The organism is Stenotrophomonas sp. STEN020 (genome assembly GCF_056760195.1).
On sequence record NZ_JBRREI010000060.1, the window covers coordinates 1 to 26866 of the forward strand.

At 64.4% G+C, this 26866-nt stretch carries 28 protein-coding genes and 1 pseudogene; 18 read left to right on the forward strand and 11 right to left on the reverse strand.

Features of this window, described 5'->3' with window-relative positions:
• Nucleotides 1-130 precede the first annotated feature (130 nt).
• From ACVOLZ_RS18895 to ACVOLZ_RS18905, 3 genes are all read right to left on the reverse strand, one after another.
• The gene (locus ACVOLZ_RS18895) at nt 131-721 is read right to left on the reverse strand and encodes a cysteine dioxygenase family protein (RefSeq protein WP_481517466.1); all 591 of its coding nucleotides are present in this window, start codon (nt 719-721) and stop codon (nt 131-133) included.
• Nucleotides 722-777: 56 nt separating this feature from the next.
• The gene (locus tag ACVOLZ_RS18900) at nt 778-2382 is read right to left on the reverse strand and encodes a carboxylesterase/lipase family protein (RefSeq protein WP_481517467.1); all 1605 of its coding nucleotides are present in this window, start codon (nt 2380-2382) and stop codon (nt 778-780) included.
• A 75-nt stretch (nt 2383-2457) separates the two neighbouring features.
• Entirely contained in the window at nt 2458-3441 is a 984-nt protein-coding gene (locus ACVOLZ_RS18905; RefSeq protein WP_481517468.1) for an alpha/beta hydrolase, read from the reverse strand.
• 140 nt (nt 3442-3581) lie between these two features.
• Here ACVOLZ_RS18905 and ACVOLZ_RS18910 point away from each other — a divergent pair, with 140 nt between their 5' ends.
• The 11 genes from ACVOLZ_RS18910 to ACVOLZ_RS18960 all read left to right on the forward strand — a co-directional run bounded on the left by ACVOLZ_RS18910 (nt 3582) and on the right by ACVOLZ_RS18960 (nt 14480).
• Nucleotides 3582-4409, forward strand: coding sequence for a 2-keto-4-pentenoate hydratase (locus tag ACVOLZ_RS18910; RefSeq protein WP_481517469.1), 828 nt, complete (start codon nt 3582-3584; stop codon nt 4407-4409).
• A 37-nt stretch (nt 4410-4446) separates the two neighbouring features.
• Nucleotides 4447-5451 carry a TRAP transporter substrate-binding protein gene (locus ACVOLZ_RS18915; RefSeq protein WP_481509265.1) on the forward strand — a complete coding sequence of 335 codons (1005 nt, stop codon included), beginning with the start codon at nt 4447-4449 and terminating at the stop codon, nt 5449-5451.
• 13 nt (nt 5452-5464) lie between these two features.
• Nucleotides 5465-6001 carry a TRAP transporter small permease gene (locus tag ACVOLZ_RS18920; protein WP_481517470.1) on the forward strand — a complete coding sequence of 179 codons (537 nt, stop codon included), beginning with the start codon at nt 5465-5467 and terminating at the stop codon, nt 5999-6001.
• A gap of 3 nt (nt 6002-6004) precedes the next feature.
• Entirely contained in the window at nt 6005-7288 is a 1284-nt protein-coding gene (locus tag ACVOLZ_RS18925) for a TRAP transporter large permease (RefSeq protein ID WP_481517471.1), read from the forward strand.
• An 88-nt stretch (nt 7289-7376) separates the two neighbouring features.
• On the forward strand, nt 7377-8954 hold the full coding sequence (locus tag ACVOLZ_RS18930) for a family 43 glycosylhydrolase (protein ID WP_481517472.1): 1578 nt from the start codon (nt 7377-7379) through the stop codon (nt 8952-8954).
• Nucleotides 8955-8969: 15 nt separating this feature from the next.
• A complete protein-coding gene (locus ACVOLZ_RS18935; RefSeq protein WP_481517473.1) occupies nt 8970-10055 on the forward strand; it encodes a LacI family DNA-binding transcriptional regulator in 1086 nt (361 codons plus the stop codon).
• A 216-nt stretch (nt 10056-10271) separates the two neighbouring features.
• On the forward strand, nt 10272-11027 hold the full coding sequence (gene kduD / locus ACVOLZ_RS18940; RefSeq protein ID WP_481517474.1) for a 2-dehydro-3-deoxy-D-gluconate 5-dehydrogenase KduD: 756 nt from the start codon (nt 10272-10274) through the stop codon (nt 11025-11027).
• 91 nt (nt 11028-11118) lie between these two features.
• Nucleotides 11119-11502, forward strand: a complete 384-nt coding sequence (locus tag ACVOLZ_RS18945) for a hypothetical protein (RefSeq protein WP_481517475.1) — start codon at nt 11119-11121, stop codon at nt 11500-11502.
• A gap of 14 nt (nt 11503-11516) precedes the next feature.
• Nucleotides 11517-12155 carry an RpiB/LacA/LacB family sugar-phosphate isomerase gene (locus tag ACVOLZ_RS18950; protein WP_481517476.1) on the forward strand — a complete coding sequence of 213 codons (639 nt, stop codon included), beginning with the start codon at nt 11517-11519 and terminating at the stop codon, nt 12153-12155.
• Nucleotides 12156-12306: 151 nt separating this feature from the next.
• Nucleotides 12307-13482, forward strand: a complete 1176-nt coding sequence (locus ACVOLZ_RS18955) for a GDSL-type esterase/lipase family protein (RefSeq protein ID WP_481517477.1) — start codon at nt 12307-12309, stop codon at nt 13480-13482.
• Between the two features lie 278 nt (nt 13483-13760).
• The gene (locus ACVOLZ_RS18960; RefSeq protein WP_481517478.1) at nt 13761-14480 is read left to right on the forward strand and encodes an outer membrane beta-barrel protein; all 720 of its coding nucleotides are present in this window, start codon (nt 13761-13763) and stop codon (nt 14478-14480) included.
• A 46-nt stretch (nt 14481-14526) separates the two neighbouring features.
• On the opposite strand, the gene ACVOLZ_RS18965 is transcribed toward ACVOLZ_RS18960, so the two are convergent.
• Nucleotides 14527-14775 carry a LysR substrate-binding domain-containing protein gene (locus ACVOLZ_RS18965; protein WP_481517479.1) on the reverse strand — a complete coding sequence of 83 codons (249 nt, stop codon included), beginning with the start codon at nt 14773-14775 and terminating at the stop codon, nt 14527-14529.
• A gap of 10 nt (nt 14776-14785) precedes the next feature.
• On the opposite strand from ACVOLZ_RS18965, the pseudogene ACVOLZ_RS18970 reads away from it, so the two are divergent.
• A pseudogene (locus ACVOLZ_RS18970) lies at nt 14786-14953 on the forward strand (cupin domain-containing protein); the annotation flags it as partial.
• Between the two features lie 59 nt (nt 14954-15012).
• On the opposite strand, the gene ACVOLZ_RS18975 reads toward ACVOLZ_RS18970, so the two are convergent.
• Both ACVOLZ_RS18975 and ACVOLZ_RS18980 read right to left on the reverse strand, forming a co-directional pair.
• A complete protein-coding gene (locus ACVOLZ_RS18975; protein WP_481517480.1) occupies nt 15013-15582 on the reverse strand; it encodes a hypothetical protein in 570 nt (189 codons plus the stop codon).
• A 61-nt stretch (nt 15583-15643) separates the two neighbouring features.
• Nucleotides 15644-16570 (reverse strand): LysR family transcriptional regulator, encoded by a 927-nt coding sequence (locus tag ACVOLZ_RS18980; protein WP_481517481.1) that lies wholly within the window; start codon nt 16568-16570, stop codon nt 15644-15646.
• A 137-nt stretch (nt 16571-16707) separates the two neighbouring features.
• On the opposite strand from ACVOLZ_RS18980, the gene ACVOLZ_RS18985 reads away from it, so the two are divergent.
• The 5 genes from ACVOLZ_RS18985 (at nt 16708) to ACVOLZ_RS19005 (ending at nt 21088) form a co-directional block, all read left to right on the forward strand.
• Nucleotides 16708-17418, forward strand: coding sequence for a pirin family protein (locus tag ACVOLZ_RS18985; RefSeq protein WP_481517482.1), 711 nt, complete (start codon nt 16708-16710; stop codon nt 17416-17418).
• Between the two features lie 298 nt (nt 17419-17716).
• Nucleotides 17717-18097, forward strand: coding sequence for a copper homeostasis periplasmic binding protein CopC (gene copC, locus ACVOLZ_RS18990; protein WP_481517483.1), 381 nt, complete (start codon nt 17717-17719; stop codon nt 18095-18097).
• A 12-nt stretch (nt 18098-18109) separates the two neighbouring features.
• Nucleotides 18110-19006 (forward strand): copper homeostasis membrane protein CopD, encoded by an 897-nt coding sequence (copD, locus tag ACVOLZ_RS18995; protein ID WP_481517484.1) that lies wholly within the window; start codon nt 18110-18112, stop codon nt 19004-19006.
• A 25-nt stretch (nt 19007-19031) separates the two neighbouring features.
• The gene (locus ACVOLZ_RS19000; RefSeq protein WP_481517485.1) at nt 19032-19724 is read left to right on the forward strand and encodes a heavy metal response regulator transcription factor; all 693 of its coding nucleotides are present in this window, start codon (nt 19032-19034) and stop codon (nt 19722-19724) included.
• Entirely contained in the window at nt 19721-21088 is a 1368-nt protein-coding gene (locus ACVOLZ_RS19005; RefSeq protein WP_481517486.1) for a heavy metal sensor histidine kinase, read from the forward strand. Before ACVOLZ_RS19000 ends, ACVOLZ_RS19005 begins: the two co-directional genes overlap by 4 nt.
• A gap of 16 nt (nt 21089-21104) precedes the next feature.
• Here ACVOLZ_RS19005 and ACVOLZ_RS19010 read toward each other — a convergent pair whose 3' ends face one another.
• The 5 genes from ACVOLZ_RS19010 to ACVOLZ_RS19030 form a co-directional block, all read right to left on the reverse strand.
• Nucleotides 21105-21764: a DUF2894 domain-containing protein gene (locus ACVOLZ_RS19010; RefSeq protein WP_481517487.1), complete on the reverse strand. Its 660-nt coding sequence runs from the start codon at nt 21762-21764 to the stop codon at nt 21105-21107.
• Complete coding sequence (locus tag ACVOLZ_RS19015) at nt 21761-22411, reverse strand: OmpA family protein (protein ID WP_481517488.1); 651 nt, start codon at nt 22409-22411, stop codon at nt 21761-21763. Before ACVOLZ_RS19015 ends, ACVOLZ_RS19010 begins: the two co-directional genes overlap by 4 nt.
• 5 nt (nt 22412-22416) lie before the next feature.
• Nucleotides 22417-24504 carry a DUF802 domain-containing protein gene (locus ACVOLZ_RS19020; RefSeq protein WP_481517489.1) on the reverse strand — a complete coding sequence of 696 codons (2088 nt, stop codon included), beginning with the start codon at nt 24502-24504 and terminating at the stop codon, nt 22417-22419.
• 10 nt (nt 24505-24514) lie between these two features.
• Complete coding sequence (locus tag ACVOLZ_RS19025; RefSeq protein WP_481517490.1) at nt 24515-25231, reverse strand: DUF3348 domain-containing protein; 717 nt, start codon at nt 25229-25231, stop codon at nt 24515-24517.
• Between the two features lie 87 nt (nt 25232-25318).
• Nucleotides 25319-25591: a metal/formaldehyde-sensitive transcriptional repressor gene (locus tag ACVOLZ_RS19030; protein WP_481517491.1), complete on the reverse strand. Its 273-nt coding sequence runs from the start codon at nt 25589-25591 to the stop codon at nt 25319-25321.
• A 64-nt stretch (nt 25592-25655) separates the two neighbouring features.
• Here ACVOLZ_RS19030 and dmeF point away from each other — a divergent pair, with 64 nt between their 5' ends.
• Nucleotides 25656-26606, forward strand: a complete 951-nt coding sequence (dmeF, locus tag ACVOLZ_RS19035; protein ID WP_481517492.1) for a CDF family Co(II)/Ni(II) efflux transporter DmeF — start codon at nt 25656-25658, stop codon at nt 26604-26606.
• Nucleotides 26607-26866 lie beyond the last annotated feature (260 nt).

Consider the following 26866-nt stretch of genomic DNA (forward strand, 5'->3'; position numbering starts at 1 on the left):
CGCCCCGCCCCCCCCCCCCCCCCCCCCCCCCCCCCCCCCCCCCCCCCCCCCCCCCCCCCCCCCCCCCACTACAGGTGTTGCTTGCATTGCCGGCTTCGCGGCTTTCGCCGCTCCTACAAAAGCCGCCAGCTCACGCGTCCAGGCCCAGCTCTCTGCACTCACGCGCATACCAGCGTGGGGCGTCGTCAATCGGCTGGAACACGTGGCTGCGCTCCATCACCCGCTGGTAGACGTGCACCGAGATCGCAATCCGCTCGGCGTCGCTGTTGCGCAGCGTATGGAATTCATCCGGTGGAATCAGGTTGCCGGCACTGCCCTTGCAGCCGTGCAGGCACTCACGTGGTGCGAACTGGTAGCGCTCACCATCGCGCTCCAGCATCCGGTACGGGGTGATATCCAAGCTGCCCTGCCACACGCCTTCCACGCACCATAGGCCGTCGTGGTCATGTAGCGGTGTGCCCTGCCCCGGCCCCCAGGTCATGGCGATGATGCTGTAGCCATGCTGTGGGCTGCGGTAGATCTCGCGGCGTGCGTAGTGGCCATGCACCGGTGCGTGCACGCAGGCCGGCAGCACGATCTGCGGATCGCGGATGGCGCGTTCCAGTACAGCCTGCACCTGGGCGACCGTGCTGTGGGTATCGCTGGCCTGCAAGGCGGCGTCGATACCGTCCAGCAGGCGCTGGCGGCCGGCGAATTCGGGATGCGGCGATTGCAATGTCATCGCCGCAGTCTAGGCAAGGCAGGTAAAGATTCCGTTGAAACTATCTGCCAACCACCTCAGAAGGTGCCGCGCTGGATGAAAGGCGCCTGCTGGTAGAGCCGGCGTTCGCCGCCGCGCGGGTCGTCCATCTGCCGGCTTTGTGTGTCGAACAGCAGCGTTTGTCGGCGTTCCAGCCCGTATTGCTGCCAAGCCGGTAGACCCGCGTGATTGGGGTCGCCATGTCGCGCGAAGGCCAGCAAGGCATCACTCATCGTGTCGGCGAGCTGCTGCATCGCCGCGCCGCTGCCGGTGCGGGAGCCGGGCTGGCGGTTGTTGTGGAACACCAGCGGGATGTCCAGGGTGTGGAAGGCGCGCAGCCTGGCGGCGTCGCCATCGCGGTCGTAACCGTCCAGCTGATATGCCCAGGTGGGTGCGCCCTGGCGCGCACGCGCTTCCAGTTCTTCCACCGCACCGCGCCAAGAGCGGCCGGCGGTGGTGGCGGCGAAGAACACTTCGGACGGTGTGTACTGCGGATACAGGCGGCGGTACTCGGCAATCACCACCGATGGCAGCAGGTCCACGTATTGCTGGGCTTCGAGCTTGGCCGGCAATTCCTCCCAGCTCAGTTCGAAATTCCTTGGATCGTTGCCGAGGAAGGCGCGGGTTTCGTCGTGGGTATTGCCGATCACCATCGGAATGGTCGCCGACTGCTGCGGCGCCTGCGGCCAGAACGGGTGTACCGGCAGGTTGCGTGCATCCAGCACCGGACCGACGTAGAGGCTGCTGTTCTCCACGCGCGAGGGATCGCGCACTTTCACTGCCTCCAGCAGCTGCTGCATCGGCATGCGCCGCAGTGCTTGGGGATCAACCTTGAGGTGATCGAGTACCAGCTGAGCGCGTTGCGTGGCCGCACGCGGGCCCGCCGCGGTGGCCTGCTGGCCGCTCATCGTCCAGGCGCGGTGGAACAGCCCCCTGGCTGCCGGCATCGCCATCAGCGTGGCGATCTTGGCGCCACCCCCTGACTGGCCGAACACGGTGACGTTGTCGGCATCGCCGCCAAATTCGGCGGCGTGTTGGCGCACCCATTGCAGCGCCTGGACCAGGTCGAGCTGGCCGACATTGCCGGAGTCGGCGAACGTCTCATCGCCGAGTTGGGCCAGATACAGGTAGCCGAACAGGTTGAGGCGGTGATTGACCGTCACCACCACCACGTCGCCGCGTCGGCTCAGGTTGCCGCCGTCGTACAGCGGGTCGCTGCCGGAGCCGTTGTTGTAGGCGCCGCCGTGGATGTAGAACAGGATCGGCCGCTTGCCGCCGTCACGCAGCGCTGGCGTCCACACGTTGAGATAGAGGCAGTCTTCGCTACCGGGGCCTTCGCTGCCGGTTTGTGGGGCTGCTGCGGCGTAGTTGAGCGCATCACGTATGCCGCGCCAGGGTTGTTCTTGCAGGGCGGGCTGGAAGCGGCGTGGCGCGGTGTCGGCACCGTAGGGGATGCCGCGGAATACGTGCGTGCCGTTCTCGGTCTGGCCGGCGAGGCGGCCGCTGCGGACGCGGGCGATGGGGCTGCTGCCGGTGTTTGCCCAGCTGGGATTGCTGAGGGTGGCAAGGCTGGTTGCTGCGGCCAGCAGGGTGGTTTGCTGGAGGAAGCTGCGGCGGGTGGGGTTGTTTGGGGTTTGCGGCATGGTGGTGTCCTGGGGTGGTGGGGATTGGGCGCGCTTCGCCCTCTCCCCAACCCCTCTCCCGCAGGGAGAGGGGCTTTAGCGGCGGGGTTGTTGCGATGCCATCCAGCTCAGGGCCAGTTGTGGCCATGCCGCTGTCGTGAGGCCCGCTGTGCCGCGTGTGCCGAAGCCGTGGCCGCCGTGTGGGAACAGGTGCATTTCGCTGCTGACCTTGGCACTGCGCAGGCTGTCGTAGAACTGCAGGCTGTTGCCTACCGGCACCACGTCGTCATCGGCGGCATGCAGCAGGAAGGTTGGCGGCGTATCGGCGCGCACCTGCAGCTGCATCGAGTATTGCTGCTGCAGTTCGTCGCTGGGTGCGCTGCCCAGCAGGCGTTCGCGTGAGCCCGCATGCACGTCGTCGCCGCGCATGCTGATGACCGGGTAGATCAGCAGCTGGAAGTCCGGGCGTGCGCTTTCAGCGTCGATCGCGTCACTGTGCGGGTAGAGATTGCGATCAAAGCCATTGCCCAGTCGCGCGGCCAGATGCCCGCCGGCGGAAAACCCCATCGTGCCGATGCGCTGCGGGTCCAGGCCCCAGTCCTTGGCGTGGTGACGGATCAGCCGCAATGCACGCTGCGCATCGGCGAGTGCCGCTTCGCGGTCGGTGCGGCCTTCGCCCGGCAGCCGGTAGCGCAATACGAACAGGGTCACTCCACCCTGCTCCACCAAGGCTGGCACCAGCGCCGTGCCTTCCTTGTCCAGCACGACGCGCTGATAGCCGCCGCCAGGGATCACCAGCAATGCGCTGCCATTGGGTTTGGCTGGGCGATAGGCCACCAGATAGGGTGAGCTGACATGCTCGATATAGCGGTCCGGCAGGGCCGGATCGCTGCTGCGTTCAACGATGCGCTGCACCTGCGACAGCGGCTTGTCCCCCGGTGCCATGCCCTGCGGCCATAGCGCGATACGGTCAGCCGACCCTGCTGCCGGTTCACCATCGGTGGCGGCTAATACGGTTGCCGGCAGCAATCCGACAAAAGCGGCGAAAGCAAGCTGCAGCAAGGGTTTCAAACGAATCATGGGCGTGGCGGTCAGGTCTGGGCTAAGGGCGTGGTACAGCTTCTGGTGCAGTGCACATTGTCAGATGACACCGGTTTACCTTATACAGCCAGTCACAGCACTGTCGATGGGCAGTGCAGCAAAGTCACCAGGAGAGTCACTTGAGCAACGACCAAGGCAGCCAGCCGCAGGCGCCAGCCGCGCTGGACGAGATTGCCCGCACTTTTGTGGAAGCACGCCGCGATGGCCGTTCGCTTCCGGATTTCCCCGGTGCGATCCCGGACGACCTGGTCACCGCCTATCAGGTGCAGGATCTGGCGATCGGCCGCTGGGATGACAGCGTGGTCGGCTGGAAGGTCGGCTATATCGCCGCCGAGCGCCGCGACTGCTCCGGCGACGATCGCCTGCTCGGCCCAATTTTCAAACGTAATCTCTGGAATGCTACCGGTAGCATCGTGGAGATCCCGGTATTTGCGGCCGCTGGCGGTTTCGCCGCGGTGGAGGCCGAATACGTGCTGGAACTGCTGGCCGATGCCCCGGCCGACAAGCTCGACTGGACCCCGGAAGAAGCCGAAGCGCTGCCGGCCAAGCTCTATATCGGCGTGGAAGTGGCCAGCAGCCCGCTGAAGACCATCAATGTGCTCGGTCCGCGCGTGGTGGTGTCCGATTTCGGCAACAACAACGGCCTGGTGCTGGGCGGCGAAGTGCCGAACTGGACCCGCTGCGATGAGCCGGAGCTGCGGGCGCAGACCGAGATCGACGGCATGGTGGTCGGCACCGGTGGTGCCACCACTCTGCCCGGCGGCCTGCGTGCGGCCTATGCCTTCGCGCTGTCGCGTTCGGCCAAGCGTGGCCGGCCCTTGAAGAAGGGCGAACTGATCGCTACCGGCAATGCCACCGGCATCCACGACATTGCCGTGGGCCAACAGGCATTGATTCGCTTCGCCGGTTACGGCGACATTTCCTGCAAGGCCGTGCCAGCCGGGTAATTCCGGCAGCCACGGTAGCAACGCGTTGGAGGGCGCTATGGTTACTCGAAGAGGATTTCTCAAAACCGGCATGGGGGCATTGGCCATGCCGGTACTCGCCGCCTGCTCTGGCGGCGGCAAGGGTGCGGCTGCTGGCAGCCAGCTGCTGACCGCCACCGATGTACACGTGGCCGACTACCCGACCGTCACCGCGGTGAAGTGGATCGGCGAACAGCTGCTGCGCGAAACCGGCGGCCGCCTGGGCTTGAATCAGTTCCACTCCGGCCAGCTCGGCCGTGAGTCCGAGGCGATCGACATGGCCCGCTTCGGTGCCATCGACATCACCCGCGTCTATTCCGGCGCGCTCAACAATGCGTTCCCGCTGACCCGCGCGCTGTGCCTGCCGTATGTCTTCGACTCGGTTGCGCATATGCGCCGCGCGCTGGACGGCGGCATTGCCGATGCAGTGCTGCAGGGCTTTGAAAGCCGCGAGCTGGTCGGTCTGGCGGTCTATGACTCCGGTGCGCGCAGCTTCTACAACACCAAGCACCCGATCATCACGCCCAAGGACCTGCACGGCTTGAAGTTGCGTGTGGCCAGCTCGGACATCTTCCTGCAGCTGATGCGTCTGTTCGGTGCCAACCCCACGCCGATGTCGCTGGGCGACACGTTCTCCGGTATGGAGACGCACATGATCGACGGCGCCGAGAACAATATGCGCAGCTTCCATTCCAGCCGTCATTTCGAGGCCGCGCATTACTGGTCGGAAAGCCAGCATTCGTATGCGCCGGACATCCTGCTGATGTCGCGCCGCAGCCTGGATGCGCTGACACCGTCCGATCGTCGTCTGGTGATCGATCTGGCGCGGCAATCCGTGCAGGTGATGCGTACCGCCTGGGACGCATCCGAAGACAAGGCCCGCGAGGCGGTACTGGCTGCCGGGGTGAAGTCGAATGCGGTCGACATGCCGGCATTCCGCGCCGCTGCCGAACCGCTGCTGCGTGACTACCTGCAGCAGGCTGATATCGCCGCGCTGCACCGTCGCATCCGCGACTTCGCCTGAGGGGGCCGTACCGATGTCTGATTCCAACGTACAAGCGGCCCCGGCAGGACTCCAGCGCGTGCTGGAGAAACTCGCCGACGTGGTCATCTACATCGCCGTCGCCGCCCTGCTCGGGCTGGTGGTGGTGCAGGGCTGGCAGGTCTTCGCCCGCTATGTGATCAATGATTCGCCGAGCTGGACCGAGCCGGTCACGCTGTTGCTGCTGAGCACCACGATGAGCATGGGTGCGGCGGCCGGTGTGTATACCAACCGCCATTTCGGTTTCTTCCTGCTGGCCGAGCAGATGCACCCGCTGGTCAAGCGCGTCATCGATGCGCTGGTGCCGCTGATCGTCGGCACCATTGGTGGTTTCCTGGCCTGGTGGGGTTGGGTGTTGTGGCTGGACGGCCTGCACATCAAGACTGCCGGTGCCAACCTGCCGCAGAGCGTGAACTACCTGCCGCTGAGCATCGGTGGTGCGCTGATGGCGCTGTTCGCACTCAATCGCCTGCTGTTGTCGCTGCGCGTTGGCGCCGGCACCGCTGCCAACGCTGCCGAAGGGGACCGCTGAGTCATGGGTATCGCAATTCTTTTCGCCGTATTCGGCGTGCTGTTGTTGATCGGCGTGCCGGTGGCCTATGCGCTTGCCGCCGCCGCGCTGGCGACCTTGTTGTACCTGGACATCCCCAGCATCGTGCTGGTGCAGCAGATCTCGGCCGGTACCGGCTCGGCCTCACTGATCGCCATTCCGCTTTTCATCTTTGCCGGTGAAATCATGATGCGCGGCGGTATTTCCGAGCGTCTTATTTCCCTCGCGTCATCGCTGGTCGGGCGCATGCGCGGTGGCCTGGGCCAGGTCTCGATCCTGTCCTCGCTGTTCTTCGGCGGCGTGTCCGGTTCGGCCATCGCCGACGTGTCGGCGGTGGGCGGCACGATGATTCCGCAGATGGTCAAGCGTGGTTATGACCGTGACTTCGCGGTCAACGTCAGCATCACCGCCGCCTTGGTGGCGTTGCTGGTACCGCCTTCGCATAACCTGATTTTGTTCTCGGCCGCGGCCGGTGGTGGCCTGTCCATTGCCGATCTGTTCGCCGCAGGCATCGTGCCGGCCTTGTTGATGACGCTGGTGCTGATGATCACCGGTTATGTGGTTGCGCGTCGCCGTGGTTACGGCGTGGAAGCCTTCCCGGGCTGGCGTGCGGTGCTGCTGCGGCTGGTTGCCGCCCTGCCCGGCCTCGGCCTGGTCGGCCTGATCTTCTTCGGTATCCGTGCCGGCATCTTCACCGCGGTGGAATCGGCCGCCATCGCCGTGGTCTACGCCTTGCTGGTGACCACCGTGCTGTACCGCCAGCTGCGCATCAAGGAGTTCTTCGAAACCGTCATCCATGCGGCACGCAGCACCGGTGTGATCCTGTTCGTGATCGCCACCGCTGCGGTGTTCGGCTGGTTGCTGGCCTACCTGCAGGTGCCTGCGGCGGCGGTGGACTTCCTGCAGTCCTTCGCGCACAGCAAGTACATGGTGCTGTTGATGATCGTGGTGATGCTGCTGTTGCTGGGCACCTTCATGGACCTGGCACCGATGATCCTGATCTGCACGCCGATCTTCCTGCCGGTGGCCAAGGCCTATGGCATCGACCCGATCCACTTCGGCCTGGTGCTGGTGCTGACCGGTGGCCTCGGCCTGGTCACGCCGCCGGTGGGCTCGGTGCTGTTCATCGGTACCGCCATCGGCAAGATCAGCGTCGGCGAAAGCATGAAGACCATCTGGCCGTTCTGGATGGCCGGCCTGCTGGTGCTGTTGATCGTGACCTTCTTCCCCGAACTGTCGCTGTGGCTGCCGGCCCTGCTGCGTAGCTGATGCATGCACGCTGCGGGCAGGTTCGCGCCTGTCCGCAGCCGTGGTTTGACGCTGGCGTATCCGCCGCGCCTTCAACCTGGAGATGTCGATGAACGTGACCCGTACCCTGGCCGCGCTGGCCACCGCATGCCTGCTGGCCGCCGCACCGGCCTGGGCTGCCGATGCACCGACCAGTCCCAAGCGCGGCATCGAGCACCAGCGCATGGCCGATCTGGGCAATGGCAGCTTCCTCAACCCGGTGCTGGCCGGCGACCACCCGGATCCGTCGGTGCTCAAGGACGGTGATGATTACTACCTCACCCTGTCCTCCTTCGACGCCTACCCGGGCCTGCCGATCTGGCACTCTCGCGACCTGGTCAACTGGCAGCCGCTGGGCCATGCCATCACCACCAACGTCGGCGCGATCTGGGCGCCGGACATCATCAAGCACGACAGTCGCTACTTCATCTATTTCCCGGCACGCACCGGCGATTCACGCAGCAACTTCGTGGTCTGGGCCGACGACATCAAGGGCCCGTGGAGCGAACCGATCGACATTGGCCTGTCCGGTTACATCGATCCCGGTCACGCGGTCGGCGAGGACGGCAAGCGCTACCTGTTCCTGTCCGGTGGCGACTACGTGCAGATCAGCGACGACGGCCTGAGCGTGGTCGGAAAGCCCAGGCACGTCTATGACGGCTGGCGTTACCCGGAAAGCTGGGACGTGGAGTCGTATGCGCAGGAAGGCCCGAAGATCAGCCAGCGCAATGGCTGGTATTACATGACCACCGCCGTCGGCGGCACTGCCGGTCCACCGACCGGGCATATGGTCATCACCGCACGCTCGCGCTCGATCCACGGGCCGTGGGAGAACGCGCCGAACAATCCCATCACCCGCACCGTCGATCGCGCCGAGCCGTGGTGGTCGCGTGGCCATGCCACCCTGATCGAAGGCACCGATGGCCGCGGCTGGATGATGTACCACGGCTACGAGAACGGTTACTGGACGCTGGGCCGGCAGATGCTGCTGGAACCGATCGAGTGGACCGACGATGGTTGGTTCGTCGCCAAGGGCGGCGATCTGGGCGCGCCGCTGGCCAAGCCCTCCGGTGAAGCGCTGCCGCATGGCATGGCGCTGTCCGATGAGTTCAAGGGCGGCAAGCTCGGCCCGCAGTGGTCGTTCTTCAACCCGGCCCGTGACGAGTACCAGCGGCTCTCCTTCGACAAGGACGGCATGAGCCTGCAGGGCAAGGGCACAACCCCACGTGACAGCTCACCGCTGACCGCCATTGCCGGTGACGTCGCCTATCAGTTCGAAGTGGAAATGGACATCGAGCCCGGTGCCTTCGCTGGCGCCCTGCTGTTCTACAGTGACCGCCTGTACGCCGGCGTGGGTAGCAATGGCGAGCAGTTCATCCTCCACCGCTACGGCGAGGAGCGCCCCACCCGGCCCCAGCCCAGCGCCACTGGCGGCAAGCTGTGGTTGCGGGTGACCAACAACCGCCACATCCTCACCGTCCACACCTCCAAGGACGGCAGCAGTTGGCAGAAGTATCCTGTTCAGATGGAAGTCTCCGGCTACCATCACAATGTGGCGGGGAAATTCCTTGCACTGAAGCCGGCCATCTACGCCGCCGGCAATGGCAAGGTCCATTTCCGCCAGTTCCGCTACCGTGCTCTGGATTGAGTGCGGCCCGATAGAATGAATGTATTGAACGGTTTCAAGGATAAGCCCTTGCGCAAGAATGCCGATGTCGCCGCCACGCCCAAAGCGCTGGGACGGCCAGCCACCATCAACGACATCGCGCGTTTGTCGGGGGTTTCCAAGAAGACGGTCTCGCGGATCATCAACAACTCGCCGCTGGTGCGCAAAGACACCCGCGACAAGGTCGAGGCGCTGATGCGCGAAGTCGGTTACACGCCAGACCCCTTGGCGCGTGGACTGGCGTTCCGGCGCTCGTTCCTGATCGGCATGGTCTACGACAACCCCACCGCGCAATACGTGGTGGACATGCAGAACGGTGCATTGGATGCGCTGCGCGGTTCCAGCTTCGAGCTGGTCGTACACCCCTGCGACACCCGCAGCCCCGGCTACATCGAGGGCGTGAAGCGCTTCGTGCAGCAGCAGAAGCTGCACGGCGTGATCCTGGTGCCGCGCGCGTCCGAAGACCAGGCGCTGGCCGACATGCTGGACGAGATCGGCTGCCGCTTCACCCGCATCGCCTCGCTGCCGCTGGATGAAACCTCGCAGATGGTGATCACCCACGACCGTGACGGCGCCGCCGAAGCGGCCGATTACCTGCTGTCGCTGGGCCACCGCGACATCGCCCTGATCACCGGCCCCACCGCCTACCGCTCGGCCCATGAACGCACCGCAGGTTTCCTTGAAGCCCTGGAGCGACGTGGCATCGAACTGCCGCCGGCGCGCATCATCGAGGCCGGTTACACCTTCGAATCCGGTGTGGCCGCGGCCGAGAAGCTGCTGCTGGGCAAGCAACGGCCGACCGCGATCTTCACCGGTAACGATGAAATGGCCGCCGGCGTCTACAAGGTAGCCATGCGCGCCGGCATCAGCATTCCACGCGAATTGTCGATCGTCGGTTACGACGACAGCCCCTTGGCATCCCGTCTGTGGCCATCGCTGACTTCGGTACGCCGCAACACCCGTGACACCGGGAGAACAGCGGCCGCGATGCTGATCCAGCCGGAGGGCAAGACCGCCATGCCGATGGCCAGCGTGCGCCCACATCTGATCGTGCGCGATTCCTGTCAGCCGCCGCAGGACTGATTGACCCCAAGTTTTTGTTTTACAAAGGAAACCGCTTATCTTGCAGTGCAAAATGACACCGGTTTCCATAATTGGCTAGAATCGCCCGGCAGGCCCGCGGATTGCAGCGGCGGGCCACTGGACAGATGCGCTGACCGGTCCACTCCGGCGCCATCGCCCCGCTCCGGCACCGCCGCCGGCAGCACCATCGAACTACCGCTCTGGGAGAGGAACACCATGACGAATCCATTCAGTCTCGAAGGCAAGGTCGCACTGGTAACCGGTGCCAATACCGGCCTGGGCCAGGGCATCGCGCTGGCGCTGGCCGCCGCCGGTGCCGACATTGCCGGCGCCGGCATCGTCCCGGCCGACGAGACCGCCGAGAAGGTGCGCGCACTGGGCCGCCGCTTTCTCAACATCGAAGCCAACCTGATCAGCATCGAGCCGGTTGAGCGCGTGGTTGCTGAAACCATTGCCGGCCTGGGTCGCATCGACATCCTGGTCAACAACGCCGGCCTGATCCGCCGTGCCGACGCGGTGGATTTCAGCGAGAAGGATTGGGACGACGTGATGAACGTCAACATCAAGTCCGCGTTCTTCATGAGCCAGGCTGCAGGCAAGCAGTTCATCGCCCAGGGCAGCGGCAAGATCATCAACATCGCCTCGATGCTGTCCTTCCAGGGTGGCGTGCGGGTGCCGTCGTATACCGCTTCCAAGAGCGGCATTGCCGGCATCACCCGTCTGCTGGCCAATGAGTGGGCAGGCAAGGGCGTGACCATCAACGCCATCGCCCCGGGCTACATGGCCACCGACAACACCGCGCAGCTGCGTGCTGATGAAGACCGCAACAAAGCGATCCTGGACCGCATCCCGGCCGGCCGCTGGGGCAAGCCGGAAGACCTGGGCGGCACCGCGGTGTTCCTCGCGTCGAGCGCGTCGGATTACGTCAACGGCGCGATCATTCCGGTGGATGGTGGTTGGTTGGCGCGTTAAGGATTGAAGGTGGTGAGTGGGAAGCTGAAACGCAGGTCGGAAGCGTAAAGCTGAAGAGCCAGAAGCGCCCTCACCCCTACCCCTCTCCCGCATGCGGGAGAGGGGAAAGCAACAGCCAAGGCAGGAGCCGAAGCAACAGCCAAAGCAACAGCCAAAGCAGAAGCCAAAGCAGAAGCCAAAGCAGAAGCCAAAGCCAAAGCCAAAGCTGAAGCTGAAGGCAAAGCTGAAGCTGAAGCTGAAGGCAAAGGCAAAGGCAAAGGCAAAGCTAGAGCTAAAGCTAAAGCTAAAGGCAACAACGGCTACAGCGATGGCAACGAACGTAGCAATAGCGAGCGGCGCCAGCCAAGCAGCAGACGCTAGCAGCACAGATTTCCCTTCTCCCGCTTGCGGGAGAAGGTGCCCCGAAGGGGCGGATGAGGGGAGCTCTTGCTTCTGCACTAGCTTCCACCCCATCAACAACAACGTTTCCCCCTAATCGAGAGTCACGCAATGAAAATCGCATTGATGCAGGAGTTCAGCCAGGCCGCCAAGAATCCGGTGGTGCTGGAACAGCTCAACACCGTCGCCGCCGCACAGGGCCACGACGTATTCAACGTTGGCATGGACGGTGACAACGATCACCGCCTGACCTACATCCACCTCGGCATCTGCGCAGCGCTGCTGCTCAACGCCAAGGCCGTGGATTTCGTGGTTGCCGGCTGCGGCACCGGGCAGGGCGCGATGATGTCGCTCAATGCATGGCCGGGCGTGTACTGCGGCTACTGCATCGAGCCGACCGACGCCTTCCTGTTCGCCCAGGTCAACAGCGGCAACGCATTGGCACTGCCGTTCGCCAAGGGCTTCGGCTGGGGCGCGGAAATCAACATCCGCTACATCTTCGAGAAGGCATTTGCCGGTGAGCGCGGCCAGGGTTACCCGGCCGAGCGCAAGGAATCGCAGATGGCCAATGCCGGGATTCTGGCGCAGGTGAAGCAGGGCGCGTCCAAGGACTTCGTCGAAGGCCTGAAGGCCATCGACCAGGAACTGGTGAAGCAGGCCGTCGGCGGCAAGCGCTTCCAGAAGGCGTTCTTCGACAACGCGCAGGACGACAACATCGTCGCCTACGTGAAGAGCGTGCTGGGCAAGTAAGTCCACGCATGCAGTAGCGCCCTTGCGGGCAGACAACGGCGCCTGCGGGCGCCTTTGTTGTTTGTGGATATCGATGCACACGACGACACGTTCGCCAACCGTCCCCTCTCACCCCGCAAAGGGAGAGGGGCTTAAAGGCACAACGCAAAACATGAAGATTCCAGCGATCTGTCTCATCCTCCTAAGCGCTTTGCTTGCCAGCGCCAAAGCCAACGAACTTCCCCACCGCGTCTTTATAGCCGCAGACTCCACAGCCGCAAGCTATGGGCCAGAACGCGCGCCGCAAGCCGGTTGGGGTCAGGTGCTGCAAAGCTGGCTCGACGACAGCCAATGGCAGGTACGCAACCACGCCGTCGGCGGTCGCAGCACCCGCAGCTTCATCAACGAAGGGCGGCTTGCTGCAATCGAAAAGGAACTGCAGCCTGGCGACATACTGCTGATCCAGTTCGGTCACAACGACGCAAAGCTTGAAGACGCGACGCGCTACACCGATCCAGACGGCGACTATCAACAGTTTCTCTCGCGCTATATCGCAGCTGCACGTGCGAAAGGCGCAATGCCAATCCTGATCACCCCCGTCGCACGCCTGCTCTATGACTTCGGTGCGTTGCTCGACACGCATGGTCGTTACACGCTGGCAATGAAGCAGGTCGCCAAGGAGCAGGACGTGCAGCTGATCGATCTCAATGCGAGTTCGATGGCGTGGATACGCGCGCTGGGCGAGCAGGGCGCCAAGCCCTATTTCATGTTCGTGCCCGAGCAGAGCAAAGCCGATGGCACCCACTTCAGCGTGGCTGGAGCAACCGCAGTAGCGTGTCTGGTGATGCGCGGTTGGGCTGATATCGCGCCGCAGATGAAAGCAACGCTGAAGCGCGATATCGACTGCGGCGCGATCAGCGCAGGGCAGGGCGCTTCGCCATCGACGCCAAGTGCCGCAGCACCGGTTGCTACGGCGGCCAAGCAGGACGCAGCCAACCCGCATGGCTCACAGGTCATCCGCGACCAGGATATCGGCCGCCAGCAACCTGGCCCGCACGGCGGTGCCGGTCCAACCACCGCGTACTCGTTCTTCGCCGACGTAAGCGATCTGCCCTTCGTGATGCGCAAGCGGGTGCTGCATAAAGGTGCCGGCATCGGCCTGCATCCACAGCACAAGGACGAGATCTACTACATCGTCAGCGGTCGCGGGCTGTACGTGCTGGACGGCAAGCAATACGACGTCGGCCCCGGCCACGCTCTGCTCACCCGCAGCGGCAGCAGCCATGCGCTGCAACAGACCGGAGAGGAAGATCTTGTGCTGATGCTGGCGTATCCAGCTACGCGTTGACCGCGCAGTTCGAGGGCAATGTCGGGCTCATCGCCGCGGTGATCGGTGGCGGCATCTTCCCAATGTTGCTGTTTCATCGGCACCTGCGGGCAGGCCAACGATGCCGCTGTCGGCCTGGCTTGACACGGCTCCGGGCCGCCCCCAATGTGCCGTTCCTAGGGGCTTCCGATCCAGAAGAACGCCGGTTCTGCGTAAGCAGACGTGGGCGGCGCGCGTCCTGCGGGCGTGGCGGTTCGGCTCAGGAAGAATGGAATACGCATCATCCAGGATGGAATCAGATGAAGAAGACCTGCCTTGCCGCACTCGTTCCGTTGTTGCTGCTGACTGCCGGCGCTGCCGATGCGCAGTCCATTTCCAAAGGCTGGGCCGCCTACCGCGCCCAGCAGACTGCCCCCGCCGCTACAACGCCAGCGCAGCCTTCAGCGGTCGGCGAGAGTGCGCAGCAGCGCTCCGTCGCCACCGCACCAGCCGCGGCGCCTGCGCCGCAGTGGGGCGGCACATCGCCCAAGCGCGAGCAGCCACAGTCTGGCTTCTTCGTCGGCGTGCAGGGTGGTGCTGGCTGGGTCTATGAGGATGCTGACCAACGTGCGGTTTCCGCCAGTGCGGGCTATCGCTGGCAGATCGAAGATTTCGCCCAGGTGGGTATCGAGCTTGGTGCAGGCAAGCTGCGGGAAACGCACGAGAAGGACTTTCTGGTGCCTGAGGTCAGGTTCACCAATATCGGCGCGAATGCGCGTTTCAGCTTCGGCAGGAACAGTGCCTGGTTCGGCACCGTGCGTGCTGGCTACTGGCGCGCCAAGTCGGATGACTACTGGGGTAAGGTCAGTGCCGATGGTCTTTACGGAGGCGTTGGCGTTGGTGTGGACGTCAACCGCCACTTCAACCTGCAGCTGATGTACACCGGCTACCTGTACTCAGCGGACTACAACTACAACGACGAAGAGTACGAAGTGAATGGTGCCGACACGCTCACCCTGGGTGCGGAAGTCCGCTTCTGATTGCCTGCAAGCCGGTCGTTGAGGACCGGCTCATGGCCACGTTCGATCAGATGCTATGCCGGCCAGGTGCCGCCCACGGTTCCTTCTCCAAACGCAGCGCCAGGTAGTCGATCAAGGCCTGTACCCGTGCCGGCCGATGCAGACCGGGTGGGGTGATGATGCTCAGTGCCAGTGGCTCCACTTTCCAATCGTCCATGGCGGTCTGCAGGCGGCCATCACGCAGTTGCTCCCAGACCAGGAACTCGGGCTGCAAGGCCAAGCCCAGCCCAGCCCAGCCCAGCCTGAAGGGCGGCATCGGTCGCCAGCAATCGCGCCCGCACGGCGGCGCCGGACCGATCACTGCCTATTCCCTCTTCGCCGAAGCAAGCGATCTACCCTTCGTGATGCGCAAGCGCGTGTTGCACAAGCGCGCAGGCATAGGCCCGCATCCGCAGCATAAGGACGAGATCTACTACATCGTCAGCGGGCGCGGCCTCTAGGTGCTGGACGGCAAGCTGATGGCGCGGCCGTGCAGGCGGCACTGTCAAATTGCTCACTTGAGCTTTTCAGCGGTGCCTTTTTCAAATCTGGCGCGGATGGCCTTGGCCATGCCTTCCACGTCGCCGGATAGCAACATTCGCCAGCTGTCGCCGTAGGGCCTCATGCTGACAACCTCCATTTTGGTAAGGCGTATGGCGCCGACGCTGACAGTGTTGCGGGTGACCATGTGAACCAAGGCACCTTCGTTGACGGATCCAAGGAACTGCTGATCCTCGATCTGCACGGCAGCACCTCCCATCTGTGATTCAGCGAACTTCATGATGCGAGCCATGAAAATGCCTGCGGGCATTTCGCGAACGCTCTCAACGGATGCATCGTCGCCGAAGTAGATATGCAGGAGTGCGGCGCTGCTTTCGGTCTGTTCTTCGGTCAGCAATGGCGCGAACATGGACTTGAACCGCTGCAGTTCCTCCGGATGTATGAAATCCGTCATTGCGGCCATGCCGCGCGCGTTGATTGCTTCCTTGTAGGCGCGACCGACGTCTTCAGGTGTCTGTTCGGCACGCGCAGCGTTTGGCAGGAGGCAAGCCAGCAACAACGTCGTGATCCAAAGTGCTTTCATCAATGCTCCATGCGTGATGTGGCCGGCTTGACCGGTACGGAGGCGGCAAGAATAGCCAGAATCACGGAGTTGCAGGGGTTGCCGCCCACGGTTCCTTCTCCAAACGCAGCGCCAGGTAGTCGATCAAGGCCTGTACCCGTGCCGGCCGATGCAGGCCGGGCGGGGTGATGATGCTCAGCGCCAGCGGTTCGACCTTCCAGTCGTCCATGGCGGTCTGCAGGCGGCCATCACGCAGTTGCTCCCAGACCAGGAACTCCGGCTGCAGGGCGAGACCGAGTCCTGCCTGCAGGGCGGCATCGAATATCTCGGCATTGTTGGCCTGCAGTTGGCGCGGCACGGTCTGCGCGAACTCGCCGTGGCGCGGGTGACGGAAACGCCAGGTGTTGCCGCTGCGGGTATAGCTGTATTGGAAGCCGCGGTGCTGGACCAGATCACGCGGATGGATGGGCCGCCCGTGCGCCTCGAAGTAGGCAGGCGACCCGACCAGCAGGATGCGTACCTGGCATAGCTGGCGCGCACGCAGGCTGGAGTCGGCAAGCGTGGAGATGCGCAGCGCCATGTCGAAGCGTTCGGCCACCAGGTCCACCATCTGGTCGCTGAGCTGGATATCCAGTTCCACGTCAGGATGGGCCTGCATGAACTCTGGCAGCAGCGGTGCCAGCCGCGACACGCCGAACGACATCGGCGCGGCCAGCCGGATCAGGCCGCGTAGCGCCGCCGAACGGTCGGCGACTTCGGCCTCGACCGCCTCGCCTTCATCAAGGATGCGTACCGCGCGTTCCAACGCCGCTTCACCGGCCGCTGTCAGCGACATGCGACGCGAGGTGCGGTGGAACAGGCTGGTGCCGATACGCGTCTCCAGCCGGGTGATGGCCTTGGAGACGGTGGCCTGCGACAGCTGCAGCTCCTCGGCGGCACGGGCGAAGGAGCCGGCTTCGGCGACCTTGGCGAAGATCGCCCAGGCTTCCAGGTCAGGCAGGCGGTTCATGACGGCGGCTCGCAGGGCAGGGTGGGGCGATCATGTCACAAATGGAAAGAATGCATTTCCATACTTTCTATTCTCGACATTGAGGTGCAGGCCTAGACTTGCCCCCATCGAAACCCCACTGCTTTCAGGAGAACGCCATGATTGAACGTCGCCCATTTGCCAGCCTCGGTGGAGCCAATCACGGCTGGCTCGACGCCAAGCACCACTTCTCGTTTGCCGAGTACCAGGACAACAAGCGCATGAACTGGGGCGCGATGCGGGTCTGGAACGACGACACCATCCAGCCCGGTACCGGCTTCCCGGCGCACCCGCATGCCGAGATGGAAATCATCACCTATGTGCGCGAAGGCGCCATCACCCACAAGGACGACCAGGGCAACCAGGGTCGTACCGAAGCCGGCGATGTGCAGGTGATGAGTGCCGGTACCGGCATCCGCCACGCCGAATACAACCTGGAGGCCGGTGTCACCAAGATCTTCCAGATCTGGATCTTCCCGGACCAGCGCGGTGGCAAGCCGTCCTGGGGCAGCAAGCCCTTCCCCAAGGGTGAGCGCTCGGGCCGCTTCATCACCCTGGCCAGTGGCATGGAAGGTGACGACGATGCATTGCCGATCCGCGCCAACGCCCGCGTGCTGGGCGCCACGCTGAAGGCCGGCGAGAGCACCGAGTACCACTTCACCGACAGCAATCGCTACGGCTACCTGGTGCCGAACACCGGCAAGGTCGAGGTCAGTGGCGTGCTGCTGGAAGCCCGCGATGGTGCTGCCATCACTGGCGAGACCAGCATCCGCATCACCGCGCTGGAAGACTCCGAGCTTGTGCTGGTGGATACCGCCGCGCTGCAGTAAGCGGAGCCGGGGTCAGAGTCGGGTTATGCACTTGCGTCACCCAGAATCCGATACCAGACCTCTGGTATCGGATTTTTTGTGGGAGAGGTGTAAGCCGCGAAGCAGCTACATCCTCAGATGGCACGGATGCCCATGGCTTCAGCGCTGCCAGCTTCGCGGCTCACGCCGCTCCCACAAACAAGCAGGCTACGGCGATGATGCAGTTCTGCCGCAGCTCCTGACAGTTTCGTAATCTCCAGGTCAGGCCGATGACAGTTGCGTGCGCCTAGCCTGAGCACCTCTTCTGCAGGTGCCGGTCATGTCATTGCTTCGTCGTTTCTCTCTCTCCGCTGCCACTGTGTTGCTGGCCGGCGTCTTCATGTCATCTACGGCGATGGCGCATCCGCGAGTAGTGAGTTCCAGCCCCGCCGCCAGTGCAGCAGTTGCCGCGCCAACCCAGATCGACGTGACCTTCAGTGAAGCCTTGCTCGCACGCGGCTCGCGCGCCGAGTTGCTCATGGGCCATGGCCGCTTGTGGATGAAGGTGGCAGTGGCGCCTGCGCAGCTACTTGCCGATGGCCGAACCCTGCGCACCGTGCCCAGCGCACCGTTGGTACCGGGCAACTATCGCCTGCAGTGGCGCACCGTGGGATCGGACAGCCACCCGATGAGTGGCGAGATCGATTTCAGCGTCAAGTAAGCAGGCCGGATGATGTCGGAACCCTTTGTCTACGCGCTGCGTTTCCTGTTGTATGTGGATCTGATGCTGCTGTTCGGCGTGCCGCTGTTCGCGCGCAGTCAGCGGCTGGCGCCGCTGCTGGGCTGGCGCAGTTGGGGCCTGCTGCTGGTCATCGGCGTTCTGCTCATGGTGCTGCTGGACGCGACATTGCGTGTGTCCACCTTGCTCGACATCGCACCGGATGCATTGGGTGTGGACGACCTTGCCTGGTTCATCGGCGCCACCACTGCCGGTCGCGCCGCGCTGGTCCGCGGCGCGGTGCTGGCCTTGCTGCTGCTCCTGTTGCTGCCACGGAGGCAGCACGCGCGCCAACTGCTGCCACAGACAGCATTGGCAGGCATCGCGCTGGCCAGCCTTGCCTGGAACGGACATGCCGGCGCTGGTGAATACCTGCAGGGCTGGCCGCGACTGTTGGCAGGCATCGTCCATCTGCTAGCCGCCGGTGCGTGGCTGGGCGCCATCGTCGCCTTGCTGAGCCTGCTGCGGCGCAGCCAACAACAGCCGCAAGGTGAACGCGCGGCGGCGCTGTTGGCCGGCCTGCGCGGTTTTGCGCTGCCTGGCACGGTCATCGTCGCGTTGCTGGCCTTGACCGGCAGCATCAGCTACCTCGATCTGGGCGGCAGCCTGGCCAGCCTGACGAGCACCACGCACGGGCGCTGGCTGTCATTCAAGCTGCTGTTGGTGGCCGGCATGCTGCTGCTGGCAGCCTTGCACCGCTGGCGCTCGGTGCCTGCATTGGCCGCGGCACTGCAGAACAAGGCCGCCAACCCATTGCGGTCATTGCGCCGCAGCCTGTCGCTTGAAGCGCTGTTGGCGCTGCTGGTGCTGGCATGTGTCGCGGTACTGGGTACGCTTGACCCCACCGCCTGAGCCAGCGCTGCTTCGAGGACCCGCAATGAAGTTGTTGATCGTCGAAGACGAACCCAAGACCGGCAGCTATCTGCGCCAAGGGCTCGAAGAGGCCGGGTATGTAGTGGATCTGGTCGCCGACGGTGTGGACGGCCTGCACCTTGCTAGTAGCGGCGACTATCAGCTGCTGATCCTGGACGTGATGCTGCCGGGCATGGATGGTTGGAATGTACTGGCGCGGCTGCGTGACGCCGGCAATCCGCTGCCGGTGCTGTTCCTGACTGCGCGCAGCGGTATCCCTGATCGCGTGCAGGGCCTGGAACTGGGCGCCGACGATTACCTGGTCAAGCCCTTCGCCTTTGTCGAACTGCTGGCGCGGGTGCGCACCTTGTTGCGGCGAGGACAGCAACAGCCGCAGGCAGAGCGCATCGTCATCGCCGATTTGGTGGTGGATACCTTGCGCCGCCGCGTGCAACGCGGCGGTCACCGCATCGCGCTCAGCCAGAAGGAGTACGCCTTGCTGGAACTGCTGGCACGGCGTCGGGGTGAAGTGCTGCCGCGCTCGCTGATCGCATCGCAGGTGTGGGATATGAACTTCGACAGCGACACCAATGTCATCGATGTCGCGGTGCGCCGGCTGCGGGCCAAGATTGACGATGACTTCGCCGATAAGCTCATCGTTACCGTGCGCGGCATGGGCTATGTGTTGGAAGCGCCAGCCGCCGGTGACGATGCGTGACGCGGCGGCGCTCCACCGTCTGGCGGCTGACCGCTCTGCTGGCCACGATCAGCGTGTTGGTGATGGCGGTACTCGGCATCGCCATCGATCAGGCGGTGCGCCACAACTTCAACGCGCTGGATCGCGCCGAGCTGGAGAACAAGGCGGCCTTGATCAGCGATATGGCGGCAACGGTCGCGCCACAGGAACTCGGTCAGCGCCTGGGTGAAGCGCTGGGTCATCACCCCGATATCGCGTTCTGGATTGGCGATGGCGACGGCAATGCTCTGTTCTCCACCGCGCCGCCGAGCCTGCTGGCTTATGCGCAGCGGCATTCACCCGCGACGCAGCAGCGACAGCAACTGTGGCGTCTGCCAGATGGCAACCGTTTCATCGTCCTGCATCTGCGCCAGATGCAGCAGGGCCGTCCGTTGACCTTGCTGTTGGCGATTGATGGTGCGCGCCACGCGCCGTTCCTGCGCGGCTTCCACCAGCTGCTTGCGGCTTGCATCGTGTTGGCGGCGGTGGCCAGCAGTCTACTCGGTGGCTACGTGGTGCGGCGCACGTTGCAGCCGCTGCAAAGCCTGGCCGACGAAGCCAGGCAGATCACCACCGAGCATCTGGACCGGCGCCTGTCAGTGGGCACGGCGCCGGCCGAACTCGATCACCTCGCGCAGACCTTGAACAGCATGTTGGCGCGGCTGCAGAACGATTTCGTGCGGCTGTCCGAGTTCTCCGCCGACCTCAGTCATGAATTGCGCACGCCGATTACCAACCTGCTCACCCAGGTGCACGTGGTGCTGGCGCAGCCGCGTGACAACGCCGCCTATCGCGATGCCTTGGGCTCCTGCGCCGAGGAGATGCAGCGGCTGTCGCGGATCGTGACGGACATGCTGTATCTGGCCCAGGCAGAAACGGTGGATGCGTTGCCAATGCGGGAACGCGTGGCAATTGGCGACCTGGTGGATACGTTGCTGGAGTTCTACGGTCTATTGGCCGAAGACAAGCAGGTGCAGCTGCAGCGTGACGGCGATGCCGCGCTGCAGGGCAACCGCCTGATGATTCACCGCGCTATCGCCAATCTGCTTTCCAATGCCATCCAGCATTGCCCACCCGGCGGCGTGGTGCAGATCCGCATCCGCAGCAGCGATGGACGCTGCTGCATCGAGGTCAGTAACCCCGGTGTGCCGATTCCTGCCGATGTATTGCCGCGATTGTTCGACCGCTTCTATCGCGCGGATCGTTCGCGCGGGCGTGGCCATGGTGAGGGTGCAGGCTTGGGTTTGGCGATCACCCGCGCCATCGCCCAGGCGCATGGTGGGCAGGTGCAGGTGATTTCAACAGCATACGGCACGGTATTCAGTCTGCAGCTGCCGCTGGCGTGAGCTGCGCGCCGTAGTGCTAGGGCTTCTTGCGTTTGCTTGTGGCCGCGCGCGCTGGCTTGCGTGTGCCGGCAGCACGCCCGGCACTGCTTTGCGGACTGCTTGCACCCAGCTGCTCCATCCACGTCAGCACATCGACATAGGCGATGAAGTGCTGCAGATACTCCGGCGACAGGTCTTGCATCAGCGCCATCGCGCGATAGCTGAGCACGCTGGAATTCAACGGCCCGGCATCTTCGGGCAGCGAGTCCAGGCACTGGCGCAGCAGGCTGTCGATGCGGATGCGGCTCCATAGCTGCTGGAACTCATCCAGTGCCGGCATCAAGCTTGCTTCGTTGCCATCCACAGTGTCGGCGTTACCAGCTGTCGCGTTGGAGGTGCTCAGCGGCAACTGGTATTGCAGCGGATCTGCTTCCAGCTGCAGCAGCAATGATTGCAACGGGCTTTCCATGCGGGTTTTCGCCGCAGGCTCGGCAACTTCAACAGCTACAAGCTGTGCATACGCGTCGGTCAGCAGCGACAGGCGCGCATCCAGCTGTTCGCGCGCGCTGCCGGCATAGCGCTGTGCGCGCTGTGCCAGGGCCGCGATCAGCTCGAAACGTGGCGGATCGAAACGATCCGCACCGCTTTCGCGCCAGGTCTGCAGCTGTGCGAGTGCTGCCGAATCAGCGGGCATCATTGCGCGGCATCGTCCTTGCCATCCTGCTTGGGACGCGGGATCGGCGCGATCTCGACGCGACGGTTCTTGGCGCGGCCAGCTTCGTCATCATTGCTACTGACTGGCTGTTCGGCGCCGAAAGCGGCAGCGAACACCGACTGCGACGGCACGCCGTCGGCGATCAGGGTGCGGGTGACGGTGAGCGCACGCGCCGCTGACAACTCCAGGTTGTCGGCGAAGCGGCCATGGACCACACGCACCGGCTGGTTGTCGGTGAAGCCGCTGACCATCAGGATCTCCTCGCGTGCGCCCAGATAGTCGCGCAACGGCGCGGCGATACTCTGCAGCAGCTCACGGCCTTCCGGCTGCAGCTGGTCGGAGTTGAGCGCGAACAACACGCTGCCGCTGATGCCGATGCGGCCGTTGATCACCGTCACGCGGCCAGCCGCCAGCGGTGCAGCCAGTGCCTGCTCCAGCGTCTTCAGCTTGGCGGTCTGTTCCTGACGCTGCTTGACCTCTTCATCCAGTCGGTTGTGCAGCAACAACTGGATGCCGATAACGCTGGCCAGGATCAGCACGAAGGCACCGAGCAGCACCGACATCAGGTCGCCGAATGCAGCCCAGGTGGTGGCGCTGGATTCGGCGTCGAATTCGATTTCGTCGCTCATCGCGCTCAGGCTCCGGCGTTGTCGCGGGCTTCGGCCAGCTGCTGCAGTTCGCCGATGATCTGCTTCTGCGACAGCATGCTCAGGTCCACCACTTCGCGCGCCTGCGCGACGTAGTAAGCCAGCTGCTCATCGCTGCGGGTCAGCGACTTGTCCAACGCGCTTTCGATCAGCTGCAGGCGTTCGTTCAAGGCTGCCGTGGACTGGCCGAACAACTGTACCGCGCTGCCGAAGGCATCGCCGAGGCTGGCCATTTCGACCGCGCTGGCGGTGACGTTGGCGGCGGCGTGATCGAGCTTGCTGGTCTCGTTCTCAAGCTGGTTGCTGAAGCGGCTGCCGACGCGTTCGAGCAGATCGGCCGAGGTGCTGACCAAGGCGTCGACTGCGCTGCGCTGTTCGGTGGATGCATGGGTGACCGCACCGAGCAGGGTTTCCAGCGTCGACAACAGACGGCTGCGTTCTTCCAGCATGGCGGTGTCGCGGACCATGCTGTCGGACAGCTTCTGGCGCAGCTCGGCTACCACTTCGGCGGCGGCACGCGGTGCCTCGGAGGCGGTCTGCACCAGGCGCGAGATCTCGGCGATGGTGTCGCGGGCCTGCGCCTGCTGCTGTTCGCTCATGCTCTGGGTGGTCTGCGCCAGACTGTCGCAGATCTGCTGCTGGCGCTGGGCGACCGCTTCGCCATTGCGCTGCCAGCTGCTGTCCAATGTGCCGACCATTGCCGAAAGCGCCTGCGACCATTGGCCAAGACGCTGTTCGTCGCGCTCGGCGAATGCACTCTGTAGCTGTTCGTGCGATTGCTGCAGTGAAGACAGCAGCGACTGGGCGTGTTGTTCAAACGAAGACGAGGCTGCGAGCAAGGCCTGCTCATTGCGCTGTGCAAGTTCGCCATGCGCGCTGTGCTGCTGTGCCAGTGCATCACGCCAGGCATCGGCAGTGCGACTGACATTGTCTTCCATGCGCGTGGCAACGCCGTCGATCAAGCTGTTGGAGCGCTGCTCGAAGTTGCTGGTGAATTGCGCCAACGCCTGCTGCAGCTGTTCGTTGAGCGCGCTGTTGCTGCGTTGCTGTTGCTCAAGCGCCGTGTTCCAGCTGCTGCCCGCGGTTGCGGCCGCGCTCTGTACCGCGGCATTGATGCCGTCGAGCTGCTTGTGCACGGCGCTGTCGATGCTGGCATGCAGGGCATTGGACTTGTCCGCCAAGCCGGCCATGGTTGCATCGACGACCGGCTGCAGTGCGGCGCCCACCGCATTGGCCTGCTGGGTAATGCCGGCCTGCATGGACTGCTGCAGCGATGCCGCGAGCTGGCTGTAGGCCGCTTCGGTGCGCTGGTGGAATTCCTGCTGGCTGGCCTGCAGGCGTTCGTTGTTGCTCTGATGCTGCTGCTCAAGGCTGCTCATCATGGCTTGCAGGCGCTCGACCAGGGTCGGCATCAGCGCGTTCTGTTCCTGCAGCAGGCGGAAGGTTTCGCCGCGCTGGAAACTCTGCGAATGCGTGCGCAGTTGACTGGCGATGCCGGCATCCAGTTCCTGCACGGTCTGCGCGCGCTCACGGCGCAGCAGGGCCGACAGCAGGCCGAGTGCGGCCGAGCTGGCAACACCGGCGATGGAGGTGCCGAAGGCGAAACCCAAACCCTTGACCGGTGCGGCCAGCGAGCTGCGGATGGCATCCAGGTCGGTAGCGCTTTCCAGCGCCAGGCCGGTGCCGCGCAGGGTCGCCATCATGCCGAGCAGGGTGCCGAGCATGCCCAGCAGCACCAGCAGGCCGACCAGATACGGGGTCAGCGCAGGTGCGGGCAGGCCGACACGCTCGCCCTGCACGCGCAGGCGCACCGGACCGCGCAGGCCCGGCTGCAGGCGGCTGAGCCAGCCATCGAGGTTGTCTGCCGCTTCACCGATGGATGGCAAGGCCTGCTGCAGGGTGCTGGTGGCCTGGCGGTAGCGGAACAGTTCCACCGCGCCGGCCAGATAACATGCAGCGATGATCGCGGCGACCACCGCGGCCAGCGGGTGGGTGCCGGCATAGCCCACACCGATCCAGCACACGGCCAGCAGGCCAACGAGGAAAACAACGACAGCAACGAGGTTTCTGGACATGAGGTACGGATTACCGGGTGCGTAGCGCTGCGAGCAGGCCATCGATGGGGTGGAAGCGGACATCCAGTTCGGCCAGCAGCGCGATGCGCAGGTCTTGCCGGAACGTGACCAGCCAGGGGCCGGTGGGTGCCGCGGGGGCATCCGATGCGGGAGCATCGGCGGGGTCGTGCGCGGCTGCAGCGAGCAGCCGTTGGTAGTGCAGGCCGAGCAGCACCGGCACATGGGAAAGCAGGCTGTATTCGCGCGGGCTGAGGGTGGCTTCCATCACCGCGTCGACTTCGGCCAAGCGTGCCTTGGCCGGGGATTGCCGGGCCAGCATGTCACGCAGGCGGCCGCGCAGGCGACCGCTGGCGGTCTGCATGGCGCGTTGCTGGTTCAGATAATGCTGGCGGTAGGGGGCGAAGCCGGGCGGTAGCTCGGCGTCGGCAGGCGCCGGGTTGCGTGGCGGGCTCAGGTCGATCTCGGCTTGGATGGCCTCCACCAGCTTGGCTCGCACGTTGGCGTATTCAGCATCCTGCGCCGGCGCGTAGTCGGCACCGGGTTCGGGCTCCGGCGGCGGGTTGTCCAGCGCCTTGGACAGGGTGATGGCACGGTTCCAGTCGAACCACTGCGCCAGCCGCTCCGGCACCGCAGGCGCCGCAGGGGATGTTCCCTCGTCGTTGAAACGGGCCAGCAGGCGAATGAACGCCGGGCCCAGAACGGGCGCCCGTTCGGATGCTTTCGCCATGGTCCTGACTAAAAATTGGTCATTTTACATGCTGCGGCAAACCGCGCCCTGGCCCGGGTATTCAGGGCGGGGGAGGGGCTGGCGAGGTCAGCGCGCATGGCGTTTGAGCAGTTCCAGCAGCAGTTCGGCCTCGGCAGCGCGCTTGGCCGGGTCCGCCTCGGCCACGACGTGGTCACTCAAATGACCTGCCATCACCTCCAGCATCAGCCCGTGCATGGCGCCCTTGGCGGCGGCGATCTGCACCAGCACGCCGTCGCAGTCGTCGCCGGCCTCCAGTGCCTGTTCCAGCGCCGTCACCTGGCCGGCAATGCGCCGCACCCGGGTCAGCAGCTTCTTCTTGTCGCGTTGGATATGAGCCATGGCTGACATCATATACCCCATGGGGGTATAGAATCACGCCGACTTCCCGCCCCGTAGAGCTTCCATGCAACTCGCCGCACTCGCCCAATCCCGCCGGCACAGCCACGCCTTCAGCGAAGGCAATCCGATGGCGGAAAAGAACACCCGCCGCGCGATGGTGCTGACCATCGTGATGATGGTGGTGGAGATCGCCGGTGGCTGGTGGTTCAACTCGATGGCAGTGCTGGCGGATGGCTGGCATATGAGCTCGCATGCGCTGGCGCTTGGTTTGGCGGCCTTTGCCTATGCCTGCGCACGGCACTACCGCGATGATCCGCGCTTTGCTTTCGGGACCTGGAAGATCGAGATCCTGGCTGGGTTCACCAGCGCGATCCTGTTGCTGGGGGTTGCCGCGATCATGGCCTTCGAGTCCATCCTGCGCGTGTTCAAACCCAGCCCCATCCATTATCAGCAGGCCATTGCGATCGCGGTGGTCGGGTTGGCGGTGAACCTGCTGTGTGCGTGGTGGCTGCGCGATCAACACCATCATCATGGTCACGATCATGGGCATGACCACCACGCGCATGGCGACCACCATCATCACCATGATCTGAACCAGCGCTCGGCCTACCTGCATGTGCTGGCCGATGCGGCGACCTCGGTGCTGGCGATCATCGCCCTGCTCGGTGGCCTGTACTTCGGCGCCTCCTGGCTGGATCCGCTGATGGGCATTGTTGGTGCGGTACTGGTGTCGGTCTGGGCCTGGGGCCTGATCAAGCAGACCAGCGGCGTGCTGCTTGATGCGGAGATGGACGCACCGGTGGTGGCTGAGATCCGCGAGGCGGTGGAGCAAGGCGATGTGCCTGCACAGATCAGCGACCTGCACGTCTGGCAGGTCGGCCGTGGCCGCTATGCCTGCGCTATGGAAGTGGTGACCGAAACGGTGGTAGCGCCGGAGGTATTCCATCGCGCCTTGGCGATCCACGAAGAGATCGTGCACGTGACGGTGGAGGTGCGTAGCGCAGCCGCGTTGTAGTGCCGAGCCATGCTCGGCAGAGGCGTTACCGACAAAACGCTTGTAGGAGCGGCGTCAGCCGCGAAGCTGGCAATGCTGCAATTGCCGATATGTTCGCAATCCGAGGGTTCATCAGCTTCGCGGCTGATGCCGCTCCTACAATCGCTGATGGATTGTGGGTAGAGCCGCGGGCGCGCCGGGGGGGGCGCGACAGGGGGCCCCCGGGCGGGGGGGGGGTTAACACCCCGGGGGGGGGGCCAGAACCCCGCGCCGGGGGGGGG

Bases quoted from the DNA above. Each gene is read 5' to 3' on its own strand.
- ACVOLZ_RS18895 (WP_481517466.1), bottom strand. From the start codon at position 721: ATGACATTGCAATCGCCGCATCCCGAATTCGCCGGCCGCCAGCGCCTG.
- ACVOLZ_RS18900 (WP_481517467.1), bottom strand. From the start codon at position 2,382: ATGCCGCAAACCCCAAACAACCCCACCCGCCGCAGCTTCCTCCAGCAA.
- ACVOLZ_RS18905 (WP_481517468.1), bottom strand. From the start codon at position 3,441: ATGATTCGTTTGAAACCCTTGCTGCAGCTTGCTTTCGCCGCTTTTGTC.
- ACVOLZ_RS18915 (WP_481509265.1), top strand. From the start codon at position 4,447: ATGGTTACTCGAAGAGGATTTCTCAAAACCGGCATGGGGGCATTGGCC.
- ACVOLZ_RS18920 (WP_481517470.1), top strand. From the start codon at position 5,465: ATGTCTGATTCCAACGTACAAGCGGCCCCGGCAGGACTCCAGCGCGTG.
- ACVOLZ_RS18925 (WP_481517471.1), top strand. From the start codon at position 6,005: ATGGGTATCGCAATTCTTTTCGCCGTATTCGGCGTGCTGTTGTTGATC.
- ACVOLZ_RS18930 (WP_481517472.1), top strand. From the start codon at position 7,377: ATGAACGTGACCCGTACCCTGGCCGCGCTGGCCACCGCATGCCTGCTG.
- ACVOLZ_RS18935 (WP_481517473.1), top strand. From the start codon at position 8,970: ATGAATGTATTGAACGGTTTCAAGGATAAGCCCTTGCGCAAGAATGCC.
- kduD (WP_481517474.1), top strand. From the start codon at position 10,272: ATGACGAATCCATTCAGTCTCGAAGGCAAGGTCGCACTGGTAACCGGT.
- ACVOLZ_RS18945 (WP_481517475.1), top strand. From the start codon at position 11,119: ATGCGGGAGAGGGGAAAGCAACAGCCAAGGCAGGAGCCGAAGCAACAG.
- ACVOLZ_RS18950 (WP_481517476.1), top strand. From the start codon at position 11,517: ATGAAAATCGCATTGATGCAGGAGTTCAGCCAGGCCGCCAAGAATCCG.
- ACVOLZ_RS18955 (WP_481517477.1), top strand. From the start codon at position 12,307: ATGAAGATTCCAGCGATCTGTCTCATCCTCCTAAGCGCTTTGCTTGCC.
- ACVOLZ_RS18960 (WP_481517478.1), top strand. From the start codon at position 13,761: ATGAAGAAGACCTGCCTTGCCGCACTCGTTCCGTTGTTGCTGCTGACT.
- ACVOLZ_RS18965 (WP_481517479.1), bottom strand. From the start codon at position 14,775: ATGCCGCCCTTCAGGCTGGGCTGGGCTGGGCTGGGCTTGGCCTTGCAG.
- ACVOLZ_RS18975 (WP_481517480.1), bottom strand. From the start codon at position 15,582: ATGAAAGCACTTTGGATCACGACGTTGTTGCTGGCTTGCCTCCTGCCA.
- ACVOLZ_RS18980 (WP_481517481.1), bottom strand. From the start codon at position 16,570: ATGAACCGCCTGCCTGACCTGGAAGCCTGGGCGATCTTCGCCAAGGTC.
- ACVOLZ_RS18985 (WP_481517482.1), top strand. From the start codon at position 16,708: ATGATTGAACGTCGCCCATTTGCCAGCCTCGGTGGAGCCAATCACGGC.
- copC (WP_481517483.1), top strand. From the start codon at position 17,717: ATGTCATTGCTTCGTCGTTTCTCTCTCTCCGCTGCCACTGTGTTGCTG.
- copD (WP_481517484.1), top strand. From the start codon at position 18,110: ATGTCGGAACCCTTTGTCTACGCGCTGCGTTTCCTGTTGTATGTGGAT.
- ACVOLZ_RS19000 (WP_481517485.1), top strand. From the start codon at position 19,032: ATGAAGTTGTTGATCGTCGAAGACGAACCCAAGACCGGCAGCTATCTG.
- ACVOLZ_RS19010 (WP_481517487.1), bottom strand. From the start codon at position 21,764: ATGATGCCCGCTGATTCGGCAGCACTCGCACAGCTGCAGACCTGGCGC.
- ACVOLZ_RS19015 (WP_481517488.1), bottom strand. From the start codon at position 22,411: ATGAGCGACGAAATCGAATTCGACGCCGAATCCAGCGCCACCACCTGG.
- ACVOLZ_RS19020 (WP_481517489.1), bottom strand. From the start codon at position 24,504: ATGTCCAGAAACCTCGTTGCTGTCGTTGTTTTCCTCGTTGGCCTGCTG.
- ACVOLZ_RS19025 (WP_481517490.1), bottom strand. From the start codon at position 25,231: ATGGCGAAAGCATCCGAACGGGCGCCCGTTCTGGGCCCGGCGTTCATT.
- ACVOLZ_RS19030 (WP_481517491.1), bottom strand. From the start codon at position 25,591: ATGGCTCATATCCAACGCGACAAGAAGAAGCTGCTGACCCGGGTGCGG.
- dmeF (WP_481517492.1), top strand. From the start codon at position 25,656: ATGCAACTCGCCGCACTCGCCCAATCCCGCCGGCACAGCCACGCCTTC.